Source organism: Burkholderia sola (assembly GCF_905400185.1).
Classification (GTDB): domain Bacteria; phylum Pseudomonadota; class Gammaproteobacteria; order Burkholderiales; family Burkholderiaceae; genus Burkholderia; species Burkholderia sola.
Genome location: NZ_FR989676.1, coordinates 287659 through 301011, shown reverse-complemented (window position 1 = coordinate 301011; position 13353 = coordinate 287659). Strand labels below are relative to the sequence as shown.

Sequence of the window (13353 nt, the reverse complement as noted above, 5' to 3'; positions counted from 1 at the left end):
CCGGAACCGGCCGCGTGACGCGCGGCCCCGGCAGCCCACCAGGAGAGCACAGACGATGTCCCCCCTCGAAATCGCCGGCGTGATCGTCAGCGCGCTCGCGATCTGGCTGACCGCGAAGCGGCGCATGCTGTGCTGGCCGGTCGGCCTCGCGTCGGTCGCGCTGTACGGCTGGATCTTCTTCGATGCGAAGCTGTACTCGGACATGCTGCTGCAGGGCGCGTTCGCGGTGCTGCAGGTGTACGGCTGGCAGCGCTGGCTCGCGCAGCGCGCGAGCGAGGCCGGCGGCGAGGCGGCGCCTGCCGGCGACGTCGCGCCTGTCACCGGCGTGCGGCCACTCACGATGCTGCCCGACCTGATCGCGGCGGTCATCGGCAGCGCGCTGCTCGGCGGGATGATGGCGCGCTGGACCGATGCGGCGCTGCCGTTCGTCGATGCGTCGCTGACCGCGTTCAGCCTCGTCGCGCAATACTGGACCGCACGGCGTTACATCGCGTCGTGGGGGCTGTGGATCGTCGTGAACGTGGTGTACGTCGGGATGTTCGTGTTCAAGGAACTGTATCTGACGGCCGGCCTGTATGCGCTGTTCATCGGGCTGGCCGTCGTCGGCTGGCGCGACTGGAGCCGGACGGCCGCCGCGTTGCGGGCAGCATCGGGCGGCCCGCTCGCGTCGGGCGGCGGCACACGCTGATTCACGGATTCAACCACGGAGCAACGCCGTTCATGTCATTCCCCCTCGAGCCGGACGGCCCCCTGTCGCGCGACGTCGCGCCGCCGCAATTCGGCGTGGACGGCGAGCAAGCCGAACGCGACTGGCCGCTGATCACGCACGACGAAGTGGCGGCCGTGCTCGCGCGGATCGACGGCGTGGGCGAGCCGGTGCGGCTGACGTGGCACAGCCCGCGGCAGTTCGCGGCAGCGGTGCTCGTGCGGATGGCGGACGGCCGCGGGTTGTTCGTCAAGCGACATCACGCAAGCCTGCGCGATGTCGAGGGGCTCGAGGAAGAGCATCGTTTCATCGCGCATCTGCGCGAACGCGGGATGCCGGTGGTGGACGTGCTGGCCGATCGTCACGGTGCGACCGCGTTTGCATCCGACGAGTGGACGTACGAGGTGCATGTGCTCGCGCCCGGTGTCGATCCGTATCGCGGCGTGATGTCGTGGCAGCCGTTCACGCATCCGTCGCATGCGTACGCGGCCGGCCGCGCGCTGGCCGAACTGCATCGCGCGGCGGCCGGCTACGATGCGCCCGCGCGGCCGGTGCGGACGCTGCTGTCGAGTTTTCGCGTGCTGTCGTCCGCCGATCTGGCGGGTGCGCTCGAACGCTGGATCGATGCGCAGCCGTTGCTCGTGCGCGCGCTCGGCTCGCGTGACTGGCGCGGCGATGTGGCCGACGCGATCGGGCCGTATCACGCGCGCCTCGTGCCGTTGCTGCCCACGTTGACGCCGCTGTGGACGCACGGCGACTGGCATGCGTCGAACCTGCTGTGGACCGATGCGGGGCCTGGTGCGCAGGTGCGGACGGTGCTCGATTTCGGCTTGTCGGACCGCACTTGCGCGGTGATGGACGTCGCGCTGGCGATCGAGCGCAATACGGTCGACTGGATGGCGCCGGCCGATGCGCGGCGCGTGGAATACGACCAGATCGACGCGCTGCTCGACGGCTACGAATCGCTCGAACCGCTGAGCGATGATGCGTATGCGGCGCTGGTCGCGCTGCTGCCGATCGTGCATACGGAGTTCGCGCTGTCGGAGGTTGCGTATTTCGGCTGCATCATCGATGCGCCGGGGATCGTCGATATCGCGTACGACAGTTACCTGATCGGGCATGCTCGCTGGTTCGGCGAACGCGACGGGCGGCAACTGCTCGACTGGCTCGTGCAGCGGCGGCGGGGGAAGCAAGGGCGCGTTTGATTTTCGAGAATACGCGGATAGTTTCCCGGGTTCGGCGATTGACATATCGTTCGAATCGAACATCGAACTCTCGTCCGGATGGATTCGATGGACCGTCGCGCGCGAGCGTTGGAGGTACACGGGTCAACGCAAGCGCGGCGGCGGTAAATGAGCCGACTTCATGTCAATGGCCGGTACAGCAGTTGTCGAGGCAGCCGGGGCTCACTTGAATGGTGACCTCACGGGTTTCCGACGTCGATCCGGCTGCACTGTTGGCTGGATAAATTTGCGTTTTTATCTGAAACGGTGCGTTTATCAGCCCGTCGTCGATGACGACTTTCGCCGTCGCGGAAGCGCGCATCGTTGCAAGTCGTTCCGGATCGGCCTCAATCTTGGAAGCGCTCCCAATTATAGTGATCCAGTTTTGTATTGGATAATCGGAATTCATTGCCGAAACCCATCGTCCAATTCGTATTTGCTCGGATTCGGAGATCTCGTGGCTGTTGTGGGGGAAGGCTACGAAAAATTGCTGTGACGGCAGATTTTGTGACCCCTGACATTCCGCCGCAGAGCTTGCCGGGAAAAGGAGCGACGCTGCGATATTTACGGTTAGTGAAGTAATAAAAATTCTCATGGGGAGTGAACGAGAAACCATTCTTTGTCTTCGTCAGCGTCAAAGTCATACTTGTCGTGATCGAAGAGGTTTTTCATTGATTCAAAGTCTCGATTCGTAGGTTTTCAAGGAGGCAGCACGACCTTGAGGTCATAAAGCAGCATGATTTCGTTCGTGTTGCCGGGACCTTGAACAGTCATCTTTTCGAGCGAATACGTCTATAGAACTAGTTCTAAATTTCGAAGCATATTTTTTATGCTGACGTGACCATCCGAGCGGATATGCACGCCGGTTCGGCGAATACACCGCGCCCAACATGACGGAAATATCATCTTCGCCTCATGTTCGCACTGCGGCCGGTCCGTAGCATCGGTCGCGAACCGTTACCGCAGAACCGAACATGCTCAAGCTCAACCTCGCCGCGGCCATCGTCTTTGCGATGGCCGCGACGGCTCATGCGCAGCCCGCGCTGTCGCCGGCTCCGGCTGCCGCCGCCGCGCCGATCGGCGCACCGCCATCCGACGCACTTCCAGCATCGTCACTGACGCTATCCGAGGCGCTCGCGGCCGCGGCGCAAAACAATCCGGCGCTGCGCGGCGCGCGCGCGGACGTCGATGCATCGGCCGGCGCACTGATGCAGGCCGGCGCGCGCCCCAATCCCGAAATCTCGTTCCTGCAGGAAGGTTTCAGCCGCGCGGAACGCACGTCGACCGCATTGATCAACCAGACCATCGAACTGGGCGGCAAGCGCCGCGCGCGGCTCGACGTCGCATCGTATGGCCGCGAGGCGGCCAACGCATCGCTCGACGACCAGGGCGCGGCCGTGCGCGCCGATGTGATCGCCGCGTTCTACGGGCTGCTCGCCGCCCAGCGCCAGCTTCAGGTGACCGAGGAGTCGGCCGCGATCGCCGCGCGCTCCGCGGAGCTTGCAGGACGCCGCGCGCAGGCCGGCAAGGTGTCGCCCGTCGAGGCGACCAAGGCGCAGGTGGCGGCGACCGGCGTGCAGATCGAAGTCGTGACCGCGCGCGGCCGTGTCGACGTCGCGCGCGAAAAGCTGAACGCGGTGATGGGCGAAGCGCGCAACGACCGACTCGCGGCGCGCGGCGACCTGGAAACCGTGCCGCCGGTCGAGCCGCTGTCCGCGCTGACCGCGCAGCTCGACGATGCTCCGCTCGCGCGGGTCGCGCGCGCCGAAATGCTGCGCTCGAACGCGGCCGTGTCGCTGGAGCGTGCGCGGCGCATGCCGGACGTGACGGTCAGCGTGGGCGTGAAGCGCGTGACCACGGGCGGCGTGCCTGACAACCAGGCGGTGGTCGGCGTGTCGATCCCGATCCCGCTGTTCGACACGAACAAGGGTGCGTTGCTCGAGGCGACGCACAAGGCCACGCGCGCGAACGCCGATCTCGATCGCGAACGCACGCGCTTGCGGCTGGAGCTGACGCAGGCATACGCGAATTTCGAGGCCGCCGAACAGGAAGCGCAGCGGCTGAAGTCCGACATCCTGCCGGCCGCGCGTCTCGCGCTCGATGCGATGTCGCGCGGCTACGAACTCGGGAAGTTCGACTTCCTCGACGTGCTCGACGCGCAGCGCACGCTGTTCCAGGGTCAGTCGCAATACGTGCGTGCGCTCGCCGACGCCCATGCAGCCCGCGCCGACATCGGCCGGCTCGTCGGCACGCCGCTCGCATCGCTTGCACCGGTCGCGCAATAGCGCAACGGACGCCTCTTTTACCTGAAGGATCACCATGTCACGCAACAGAATCCTGATCATCGCGGCGGTCGTGCTCGGCAGTGCCGGGATCGTCATCGGCGCACTCGGCGTCACGCGCAACGGCGGCGGCAACGGCGCGTCCGCATCGGCGGCTGCCGCCGCCTCGTCCGCCGAAGCCGCCGGCGAGCGCGGCGGCGTCGTGCTCAAGCGCGGCAGGCTGTCCGTCGAGATCGTGATGACGGAGAAGCCCGGCGATGCGCGCCTCATCGTCTATCCGTTCGTCGACGGCAAGCCGGCCGACAAGGGCGTCACCGTGTCCGGCACGCTGGTTCGCTACGACCGCACGCACGAACCATTGCGTTTCGACGCGGCCGGCCAGAAGTTCGTGTCCGCGCAGTCGATCGGCAAGCCGCACGTGTTCGACGCGACGATCGACGTGAAGGCGGGCAATGAAGCCGCGTCGTTCCCGTTCGCCCGCGCCGACGGCGCGATCGCGCTGACCGACGCGCAGCTGGCGACCTCGAAGATCGCGCTGGCGAAGGCCGGCCCCGCGCAGATCGCGACGCCGTTCCAGCTCCCCGGCGAGATCAAGTTCAACGAGGATCGCACCGCGCACGTGGTGCCGCGCGTGGCCGGCATCGTCGAGCAGGTATCGGTGTCGCTCGGGCAGAACGTTGCGAAGGGGCAGGTGCTGGCCGTGATCGCGAGCACCGATCTCGCCGACCGGCGCAGCGAGCTGCTGACGGCCGAGCGTCGGCTGTCGGGCGCCCGCGCGACCTACGAGCGCGAACGCACGCTGTGGCAGGAGCGCATCTCGGCCGAGCAGGACTACCAGCAGGCGCAGGTGCAGTTGCGTGAAGCCGAGATCGCCGTGCAGAACGCGCGGCAGAAGCTCGCCGCGCTGAATGCGCCGGTCGGCGGGGGCGCGCTGAATCGCTACGAACTGCGCGCGCCGTTCGCGGGCACGATCGTCGAGAAGCACGCGACGCCGGGCGAAGCGATCGCCGCCGACGCCAGCATGTTCGTGATCTCCGACCTGTCGACGGTATGGGCCGAGATGGCCGTGCCGGCGCAGCGGTTGAACGATGTGCGGGTCGGTCGCGATGCAACGGTCATCGCGACCGCGTTCGAATCGCGTTCGAGCGGCCCGATCGCGTACGTGGGTTCGCTGCTCGGCGAGCAGACGCGCACCGCGCCGGCGCGCGTCGTGCTGCCGAACCCCGACCGCGTGTGGCGCCCGGGGATGTTCGTGAACGTGTCGGTCGACGCGGGCACGCAACGCGTGCTGCTCGCGGTCGCGAGCGACGCGCTGCAGGACGTCGATGGTGCGCCGTCGGTGTTCGTGCGCTCGCCGAAGGGCTTCGTCGCGCAGGCCGTCGAAACGGGGCGGCGCGACGAACGCGCGACCGAAGTGCTGAAGGGACTCAAGCCCGGCCAGGAATACGCGGCGTCGAACAGCTTCGTGCTGAAGGCGGAACTCGGCAAGGGGAGCGCTGAACATGAATGAACAGCAATACGCGTGCGCCGTGGCGCGACTGGCGGCCCGCCATGCGGCCCGCTTTCCAATCGGCCGGGTGACCGGCCGCGCGGCTCGCCCGGTGCGGACGACCGTTCCCCGCTTCAAGGAATCCCGACATGTTTGAGCGCCTGATCCGCTTTGCGATTGCGCACCGCTGGCTCGTGATGCTGGCGATCGCGTCGGTGGCCGCGCTGGGCGTGTTCAGCTACCAGCGGCTGCCGATCGACGCGGTGCCCGACATCACCAACGTGCAGGTGCAGATCAACACGTCCGCGCCGGGCTACTCGCCGCTCGAGGCCGAGCAGCGCATCACGTATCCGGTCGAGACCGTGATGGCCGGGCTGCCGGGGCTCGAACAGACGCGCTCGATCTCGCGCTACGGGCTGTCGCAGGTCACCGTGATCTTCAAGGACGGCACCGACATCTACTTCGCGCGGCAACTCGTCAACGAGCGCATCCAGGAGGCGAAGGACAAGCTGCCGGCCGGCATTGCGCCCGCGATGGGGCCGACGTCGACCGGCCTCGGCGAGATCTACCTGTGGACCGTCGAAGCCGACGCCAACGCGCGCAAGCCCGACGGCAAGCGCTATACGGCGGCCGACCTGCGCGAGCTGCAGGACTGGGTCGTGCGGCCGCAGTTGCGCAACGTGCGCGGCGTGACCGAGGTCAACTCGATCGGCGGCTACGTGAAGGAATACCGCGTCGCGCCGAATCCGGCAAAGCTGATGTCGTACGGGCTGACGCTCGCCGACGTCGTGCGGGCGCTCGAGCGCAACAACGACAACGTCGGCGCCGGCTACATCGAAAAGCGCGGCGAGCAGTATCTCGTGCGCGTGCCGGGCCAGGCGCGCACCGTCGACGACATCGCGAACATCGTGCTGACCAACGTCGGCGGCGTGCCGGTGCGCATGAAGGACGTCGGCGTGGTCGACATCGGCCGCGAACTGCGCACCGGCGCCGCGACGTCGAACGGCGAGGAAGTCGTGCTCGGCACGGTGTTCATGCTGATGGGCGAGAACAGCCGGACGGTGTCGAAGGCCGTCGCCGCGAAGATGGACGACGTGAACCGCACGCTGCCGGCCGGCGTGAAGGCGATTCCGGTGTACGACCGCACGGTGCTCGTCGAGAAGGCGGTCGCGACGGTGAAGAAGAACCTGCTCGAAGGCGCGGTGCTCGTGATTGCCGTGCTGTTCCTGTTCCTCGGCAACATCCGCGCGGCGCTGATCACCGCGCTCGTGATTCCGCTGTCGATGCTGATGACCTTCACCGGGATGGTCAACGCGAAGGTGAGCGCGAACCTGATGAGCCTCGGCGCGCTCGACTTCGGGATCATCGTCGACGGCGCGGTGGTGATCGTCGAGAACTGCGTGCGGCGGCTCGCGCATGCACAGTCGGCGGCGGGGCGCCCGCTCACGCGCGACGAGCGTTTCGCCGAAGTGTTCGGCGCATCGCAGGAGGCGCGCCGCGCGCTGATTTTCGGGCAACTGATCATCATGGTCGTGTACCTGCCGATCTTTGCGCTGACCGGCGTCGAAGGCAAGATGTTCCACCCGATGGCGATCACGGTCGTGATGGCGCTCGCGGCCGCGATGGTGCTGACCGTCACGTTCATTCCGGCGGCCGTCGCGTTGTTCATCGGCGAGCGGGTCGAGGAGAAGGAGAACCGGCTGATGGGCTGGGCGCGGCGCGCGTACGAACCGGTGCTCGCCGCGTTCATGACGCGCCCGATGCGCGTGATGATCGGGGCGGCCGCGATCGTGCTGGTCACGCTGGGGCTCGCGACGCGGCTCGGCAGCGAGTTCATCCCGAGCCTGAACGAGGGCGACCTGGCGGTGGCCGCGCTGCGGATTCCCGGCACGAGCCTGTCGCAGTCGGTCGAGATGCAGAAGTCGATCGAGAAGACGCTGAAGGCGCGCTTCCCCGAAATCGAGCGCGTGTTCGCACGCACCGGCACGGCCGAGATCGCGGCCGACCCGATGCCGCCGAATCTGTCGGATGGCTACATCATGCTGAAGCCGGCCGACACGTGGCCCGACCCGAACAAGCCGCGCGAGCAGCTCGTGCGCGAGATCGAGGACGCGCTTGCCGAACTGCCGGGCAATGCGTACGAGTTCTCGCAGCCGATCCAGCTGCGCTTCAACGAACTGATCTCCGGCGTGCGCAGCGACGTCGCCGTGAAAATCTTCGGCGACGACATGGCCGTGCTGAACCAGACCGGCGAGCAGATCGCGGCCGCGTTGCAGAAAGTGCCGGGCGCGTCGGAGGTGAAGGTCGAGCAGACCACGGGGCTGCCGGTGCTGACCGTCAATCTCGACCGCGACAAGCTCGCGCGCTACGGCGTGAGCGTCGCCGACCTGCAGGACTCGGTGGCCGCGGCCGTCGGCGGGCAGAAGGCCGGCACGCTGTTCCAGGGCGACCGCCGCTTCGACATCGTCGTGCGGCTGCCCGACGAACTGCGTACCGACATCGAGGCGATCAAGCGGCTGCCGATCGCGCTGCCGGCGCCCGCGGCCGGCGCCAGTGCGCCGCTCGCGGCGGCGCCATACGTGCCGCTGGCCGAACTCGCGACGATCGACGTGGCGCCGGGTCCGAACCAGATCAGCCGCGAGGACGGCAAGCGGCGGGTGGTCGTCAGCGCGAACGTGCGCGGCCGCGACGTCGGCTCGTTCGTGGCGGACGCGCGCGAGCAGTTGCAGCAGGACGTGCGCGTGCCGGCCGGCTACTGGGTGTCGTGGGGTGGCCAGTTCGAGCAGCTGCAAAGCGCGAGCGAGCGTCTGAAGCTCGTCGTACCGCTCGCGCTGTTCATGGTGTTCGTGCTGCTGTTCGTGATGTTCAACAACGTGAAGGATGGGCTGCTCGTGTTCACCGGCATTCCGTTCGCACTGAGCGGCGGCGTCGTGTCGCTGTGGCTGCGCGGGATTCCGCTGTCGATCACGGCGGCGGTCGGCTTCATCGCGCTGTCCGGCGTGGCCGTGCTCAACGGCCTCGTGATGATCTCGTTCATCCGCAACCTGCGCGACGAAGGCATGCCGCTCGACGCGGCCGTGCGCGACGGCGCGCTCACGCGGCTGCGGCCCGTGCTGATGACCGCGCTGGTCGCGTCGCTCGGCTTCCTGCCGATGGCGTTCGCGACCGGCACCGGCGCCGAGGTCCAGCGTCCGCTTGCGACGGTCGTGATCGGCGGTATCCTGTCGTCCACCGCGCTGACGTTGCTGGTGCTGCCGGTGCTGTACCGCGTGAGCCATGCGGTGTCGTGGCGCGCGGCACTGCGCGGCGGTTTCGCCGCGGGCATGATGCGCCGGCTGGGTTTCTTCAAGGGTAATGCGTGATGCGAATTCTGATTGTCGAGGATGAACCGAAGACGGGCGCGTATCTGCGCAAGGGGCTGACCGAGGCCGGCTACGTCGTCGACTGGGTCGAGGACGGCATCACGGGCCAGCACCAGGCCGAAACCGAGGAGTACGACCTGCTCGTGCTCGACGTGATGCTGCCCGGGCAGGACGGCTGGACGCTGCTGCAGAACTTGCGGCGCAGCAAGTCGACACCCGTGCTGTTCCTCACCGCGCGCGACGACGTCGGCGATCGCGTGAAGGGGCTTGAACTGGGCGCGGACGACTATCTCGCGAAGCCGTTCGACTTCGTCGAGCTGACCGCGCGCATCAAGTCGATCCTGCGGCGCGGCCAGCCGCGCGATTCGAACACGCTGCGCGTGGCCGATCTCGAACTCGACCTGACGCGCCGCAAGGCCACGCGGCAGGGCGACACGATCCTGCTGACCGCGAAGGAGTTCGCGCTGCTGTGGCTGCTGATGCGCCGCGAAGGCGAGATCCTGCCGCGCGCGACGATCGCGTCGCAGGTGTGGGACATGAACTTCAACAGCGACACGAACGTCGTCGATTCGGCGATCCGGCGTCTGCGCTCGAAGATCGACGACGCGTACGAACCGAAGCTGATCCACACGGTGCGCGGGATGGGCTACGTGCTCGAAGCGCGCGGCGGCGCGGCCGCATGATCGCGCGCTTGCTGCCGCGGACGCTGCGCGGCCGGCTGACCGCGCTGATCATCCTGTCGACGTCGGTGATCCTCGCGTCGAGCGGCGTCGCGCTGTACGAAGCGCTGAGCAACCGCGTCGACACGACGGCAGCCGAGCAGATGGCCGGCATTTCCGCCGCATTGGGCACGCACCTGGCCGAGGCGCGCACGACGGCCGACGTCGCGCGCAATACCGATATCTGGATCGACCAGTTGCACGGGCATCCGAACATGGATCTCGCGATCTTCGATGCCGATGGCGCGCGCCTCGTCGGCACGCCCGGATTCCGTCCATACGCGCCGCTGCTGTCGATGAACGTCGGACGCGCGCCGTTCGGCGTCGCGCCGCCCGGCGCGCGGCACCAGTATCTGTTGACGACCGTGCCGCTCGCCGGTGCGGGTGCGCCCGTGGTGCGCGTCGCCGTGCAGTACGACCGCAGCGCCGACGTTCTGCTGTTGCGCACGCATGCTTATACGATCGTCGTAATCCAGGTGTTCGGCGTGGTGATCGCGGCCGCGGTCGCATACGGCATCGCCGCGCTCGGGCTGAGCCCGCTGCGGCGGTTCGCGGCGCGGGCCGAGCAGATGTCGACGAGCCGGCTCGCGCATCCGCTGCCGGAACTCGATACGTCAGGCGAGCTGAAGGAGCTCGAGCACGCGTTCAACGGGATGCTCGCGCGGCTGAACGAATCGTTTACGCGACTGAGCCAGTTCTCGTCGAATCTCGCACACGACATGCGCACGCCGCTGACGAACCTGCAGGCGGCCGCGCAGGTCGTGCTGTCGCAACCGCGCAATGCGGACGAATACCGGAGCGTGATCGAGTCGAGCATCGACGAATACCAGCGATTGTCGCGGATGATCGAGGACATGCTGTTTCTCGCGCGCTCGGAGCAGGCCGGCACGTCGATCGGCGTGCGGCGGCTGAATGCGGCGCAGGAGGCGGAGCGGGTGGCCGGCTACTACGAGGCGCTGGCGGAAGATGAAGGCGTGACGGTGAAGGTCGACGGCCACGCGTGGGTCGATGCGGATCTGACGCTGTACCAGCGTGCGTTGAGCAACCTGCTGTCGAACGCGCTGACCTATGCGCCGCGCGGCAGCGTCGTGACGATCGACTGTGTCGAGCAGGGTGGCGCGACGACGATCGCCGTGTCGGATACGGGGCCGGGCATTCCCGCGGAACATGTCGGGCGGATTTTCGAGCGCTTTTATCGCATCGATCCGTCGCGACACAATTCGGCGTCGGGCACGGGGCTCGGGCTCGCGATCGTCCGGTCGATCATGGACAATCACGGCGGCGAATGCGGCGTCGACAGCGAGCCGGGCCGCCGCACGACCTTCTGGCTGCGCTTTCCGCGACGGCCGGCCGAGCCCGAACGGCCGGCCGCCGTCAGCACCTGACAGCGCGGGCGGACACGCCCGCGCGTTCGCCGCCACGCAGCCGCGCGCGGTGCGCTGCCGGTGGCCGTCTGGCCGCGCATCATTGCTTCGCGGCGAGGTCGTCGTGGTTGTCGGTCTGCTGCTTTTTCTCGCCGCCATGCACCGAAATCCCGTGAAGCTCCTTGTTGCGCGCGACGACGTCGGCGGTCGGCGGGTACTGCGTCTTGCTGATCGGCACGATGCCGTCGTGCTGCGCCTGCTTCAGTTCGTTGACGACCTGCGCGCGGGACTTGCCCTGCGTTTGCGTTTGGGCGAACGCGGCCTGCGTGGCCATGCCGAGCGACAGCGTGGCGGTGACGAACAGTGCTGCGAGTTTTGCCGTTTTCATCGAGTGCTCTCCTTGATCAGGGCCGCCGGGTGGCGAACCGTGGACCCAGTATGCGAAAGCAGCCGTGCGTGATCGTGATCGCGAGATGAAAAATGCGTCAGCTTGCCGGCGTGGAGGTGCGCCGTGCGGACTCGATCGACATGACGCAACCGTCATGTTCGCGTCATGGGTGGGATGAGCGGGAAGCGGAACATGCAGTCTGCCGTTGGCTGAGCGTGCCGACGGAATACGTGCCGACCGCGACAGCAGCATCGATAGCGGGCGGCGCCGTTCAGACCTTCTTCCGGATCGAAAATTGCATCGTCCCGCTATTTGCCTTGCCTTGATCGCAGTCCTGATCGTCCCGTTGTTCGCGGGCTGCGCATCGACACGTTCCGGCGCCACGGCCACCGTTTCTGCCGCCGCGCGCAAGCCCGCGCCGACCGACCTGACGCCTGGCGAGCCGGTCGACTATGCCGGGCACCGGTGCGGCAATCCGAACCTGTATGTGAAAACGCATCCGTGCGTGTACCCGCAGCGCAATTCCCCGCGGTGATGGTCGGACACGCGTAAAAAAATGGCCCGGCGCTCGACGAGTCCGGGCCTAATGCGTGATCGTGCCGTGCGGCAGCGACCCGCTGCGTGGGTAGGAACGGGCAGGGCCCGCTACCGTTCCGATCGTAGCGATGCGACGCATCGTGAACCTGATCGGAACATGAAATTTTCGTCACGCAGTGCGCATGGGCAACCGCCGAGGGATTGACGATGCCCGTCGTACGCGTGCCACCGGCCAGCGTGCGCGGTTCCCCGTTCGCGCGCCGCCACGCGCCGACCGCATGAAGATGGGTGTGCGTCGATAGCGCATGGTCGGCGGACATCAAACATCGTCGGGACGGTGACGAAACCGTCATCAGGCGATCACGAATCCGCACCGCCTCGGGATCAAAGTGAAGGCTTCTGTCACGGAATTCCAGTAAGGAGCCAACCACATGAACATTCCGCACTCGCTGATCGCCATGGCCGCTGGCGCGCTGTCGATAGCAGCCTTCTCGCAAGCCGTGGTCGCGCAGCCGAAAAGCCGTCAGGAAGTGATTCAGGAGCTGGTGCGCGCGCGCCACGACGGCGTGATCCCGAGCCCCAATCACGACTATCCGGCGAGTCCGGCCGCCGTCGCGCGCAATCGGGAAATTCATCGCTCGACCGTTCATCGCGGCGAGAAGACGCCGATGGTCGACGCGCACGACAACCGCTTCGCGGTGCTTTGATCGTTGATTCGCGGCCGACCGGGACGACGCCCGTCGGCCGCATTTACGGAAAAGGAGCGTGCGATGCGCAATATCGCGAAAGGAATCGTGCTGGCGGCGTGCCTGACGTCGACGGCCGCGATGGCGGCTGGCTGGCCGGAACGTGCGCTGTCGCACGCGCCGGCGCACGACCTCGGCATCCGCGCGAACGAGAAAATGCGCTGCGAGTTCGCGGCCGTGCCGGCCGGCGCGTGGACCACGACGTTCGCGCGCGGGCAATGCGAGATCGACAACGGCCGGCTGACGTTCGTGCCGGCCGATCCCGGTGACGAGCCGACCATCACGGAGAAACGGATCATGCTCGGTGACGTCCGCACTGCGTCGCATCAGTCGCGCAAGCTGAAGGAACAACTGCAGCTGACGACGCGCGATCAAGTGATCGCGCTGAACGTATTGACCGACGATGGCAGCCGCAAATCGCGCGAACATGCGATCGACCTGTGGACCACACTGCGCAACGCGGGTGTCACGCCGGTCAACGGCACGCGTATCGTCGACACTTATCCGACCGGCGCGACGACATGGTAGCCACCACGC

Annotated in this window: 12 protein-coding genes; 10 read left to right on the top strand and 2 right to left on the bottom strand. The window is 67.1% G+C overall.

Features of this window, described 5'->3' with window-relative positions; genetic code table 11:
• Nucleotides 1-55 precede the first annotated feature (55 nt).
• Nucleotides 56-688 carry a nicotinamide riboside transporter PnuC gene (pnuC, locus tag KR541_RS17785; RefSeq protein WP_050014479.1) on the top strand — a complete coding sequence of 211 codons (633 nt, stop codon included), beginning with the start codon at nucleotides 56-58 and terminating at the stop codon, nucleotides 686-688.
• Between the two features lie 32 nt (nucleotides 689-720).
• On the top strand, nucleotides 721-1911 hold the full coding sequence (locus KR541_RS17780; RefSeq protein ID WP_050014480.1) for a phosphotransferase enzyme family protein: 1191 nt from the start codon (nucleotides 721-723) through the stop codon (nucleotides 1909-1911).
• Nucleotides 1912-2074: 163 nt separating this feature from the next.
• Here the strand turns inward: KR541_RS17780 and KR541_RS17775 are convergent, their stop codons facing one another.
• A complete protein-coding gene (locus tag KR541_RS17775) occupies nucleotides 2075-2545 on the bottom strand; it encodes an OmpA family protein (protein WP_080334287.1) in 471 nt (156 codons plus the stop codon).
• 358 nt (nucleotides 2546-2903) lie between these two features.
• Here KR541_RS17775 and KR541_RS17770 point away from each other — a divergent pair, with 358 nt between their 5' ends.
• From KR541_RS17770 to KR541_RS17750, 5 genes are all read left to right on the top strand, one after another.
• Complete coding sequence (locus KR541_RS17770; RefSeq protein WP_050014482.1) at nucleotides 2904-4214, top strand: TolC family protein; 1311 nt, start codon at nucleotides 2904-2906, stop codon at nucleotides 4212-4214.
• 34 nt (nucleotides 4215-4248) lie between these two features.
• A complete protein-coding gene (locus tag KR541_RS17765) occupies nucleotides 4249-5721 on the top strand; it encodes an efflux RND transporter periplasmic adaptor subunit (RefSeq protein WP_050014484.1) in 1473 nt (490 codons plus the stop codon).
• A 128-nt stretch (nucleotides 5722-5849) separates the two neighbouring features.
• Entirely contained in the window at nucleotides 5850-9062 is a 3213-nt protein-coding gene (locus KR541_RS17760; RefSeq protein WP_050014486.1) for an efflux RND transporter permease subunit, read from the top strand.
• Nucleotides 9062-9745 (top strand): heavy metal response regulator transcription factor IrlR, encoded by a 684-nt coding sequence (irlR, locus tag KR541_RS17755; RefSeq protein ID WP_006490455.1) that lies wholly within the window; start codon nucleotides 9062-9064, stop codon nucleotides 9743-9745. The genes KR541_RS17760 and irlR overlap by 1 nt, the downstream gene beginning before the upstream one ends.
• Entirely contained in the window at nucleotides 9742-11166 is a 1425-nt protein-coding gene (locus KR541_RS17750) for a heavy metal sensor histidine kinase (protein WP_050014488.1), read from the top strand. The genes irlR and KR541_RS17750 overlap by 4 nt, the downstream gene beginning before the upstream one ends.
• A gap of 79 nt (nucleotides 11167-11245) precedes the next feature.
• On the opposite strand, the gene KR541_RS17745 is transcribed toward KR541_RS17750, so the two are convergent.
• Nucleotides 11246-11533, bottom strand: coding sequence for a DUF4148 domain-containing protein (locus tag KR541_RS17745; RefSeq protein WP_050014492.1), 288 nt, complete (start codon nucleotides 11531-11533; stop codon nucleotides 11246-11248).
• 205 nt (nucleotides 11534-11738) lie between these two features.
• Between KR541_RS17745 and KR541_RS36710 the strand changes: the two genes are divergently transcribed.
• From KR541_RS36710 to KR541_RS17730, 3 genes are all read left to right on the top strand, one after another.
• Nucleotides 11739-12068 carry a hypothetical protein gene (locus tag KR541_RS36710; protein WP_249746017.1) on the top strand — a complete coding sequence of 110 codons (330 nt, stop codon included), beginning with the start codon at nucleotides 11739-11741 and terminating at the stop codon, nucleotides 12066-12068.
• A gap of 433 nt (nucleotides 12069-12501) precedes the next feature.
• Nucleotides 12502-12777, top strand: coding sequence for a DUF4148 domain-containing protein (locus KR541_RS17735; protein WP_050014493.1), 276 nt, complete (start codon nucleotides 12502-12504; stop codon nucleotides 12775-12777).
• A 63-nt stretch (nucleotides 12778-12840) separates the two neighbouring features.
• Complete coding sequence (locus KR541_RS17730) at nucleotides 12841-13344, top strand: hypothetical protein (protein WP_050014494.1); 504 nt, start codon at nucleotides 12841-12843, stop codon at nucleotides 13342-13344.
• Nucleotides 13345-13353: the final 9 nt, after the last annotated feature.

Excerpts from the sequence above, each read along its gene's own strand:
- pnuC (WP_050014479.1), top strand. The coding sequence starts at position 56 with ATGTCCCCCCTCGAAATCGCCGGCGTGATCGTCAGCGCGCTCGCGATC.
- KR541_RS17780 (WP_050014480.1), top strand. The coding sequence starts at position 721 with ATGTCATTCCCCCTCGAGCCGGACGGCCCCCTGTCGCGCGACGTCGCG.
- KR541_RS17775 (WP_080334287.1), bottom strand. The coding sequence starts at position 2,545 with ATGGTTTCTCGTTCACTCCCCATGAGAATTTTTATTACTTCACTAACC.
- KR541_RS17770 (WP_050014482.1), top strand. The coding sequence starts at position 2,904 with ATGCTCAAGCTCAACCTCGCCGCGGCCATCGTCTTTGCGATGGCCGCG.
- KR541_RS17765 (WP_050014484.1), top strand. The coding sequence starts at position 4,249 with ATGTCACGCAACAGAATCCTGATCATCGCGGCGGTCGTGCTCGGCAGT.
- KR541_RS17760 (WP_050014486.1), top strand. The coding sequence starts at position 5,850 with ATGTTTGAGCGCCTGATCCGCTTTGCGATTGCGCACCGCTGGCTCGTG.
- irlR (WP_006490455.1), top strand. The coding sequence starts at position 9,062 with ATGCGAATTCTGATTGTCGAGGATGAACCGAAGACGGGCGCGTATCTG.
- KR541_RS17750 (WP_050014488.1), top strand. The coding sequence starts at position 9,742 with ATGATCGCGCGCTTGCTGCCGCGGACGCTGCGCGGCCGGCTGACCGCG.
- KR541_RS17745 (WP_050014492.1), bottom strand. The coding sequence starts at position 11,533 with ATGAAAACGGCAAAACTCGCAGCACTGTTCGTCACCGCCACGCTGTCG.
- KR541_RS17735 (WP_050014493.1), top strand. The coding sequence starts at position 12,502 with ATGAACATTCCGCACTCGCTGATCGCCATGGCCGCTGGCGCGCTGTCG.
- KR541_RS17730 (WP_050014494.1), top strand. The coding sequence starts at position 12,841 with ATGCGCAATATCGCGAAAGGAATCGTGCTGGCGGCGTGCCTGACGTCG.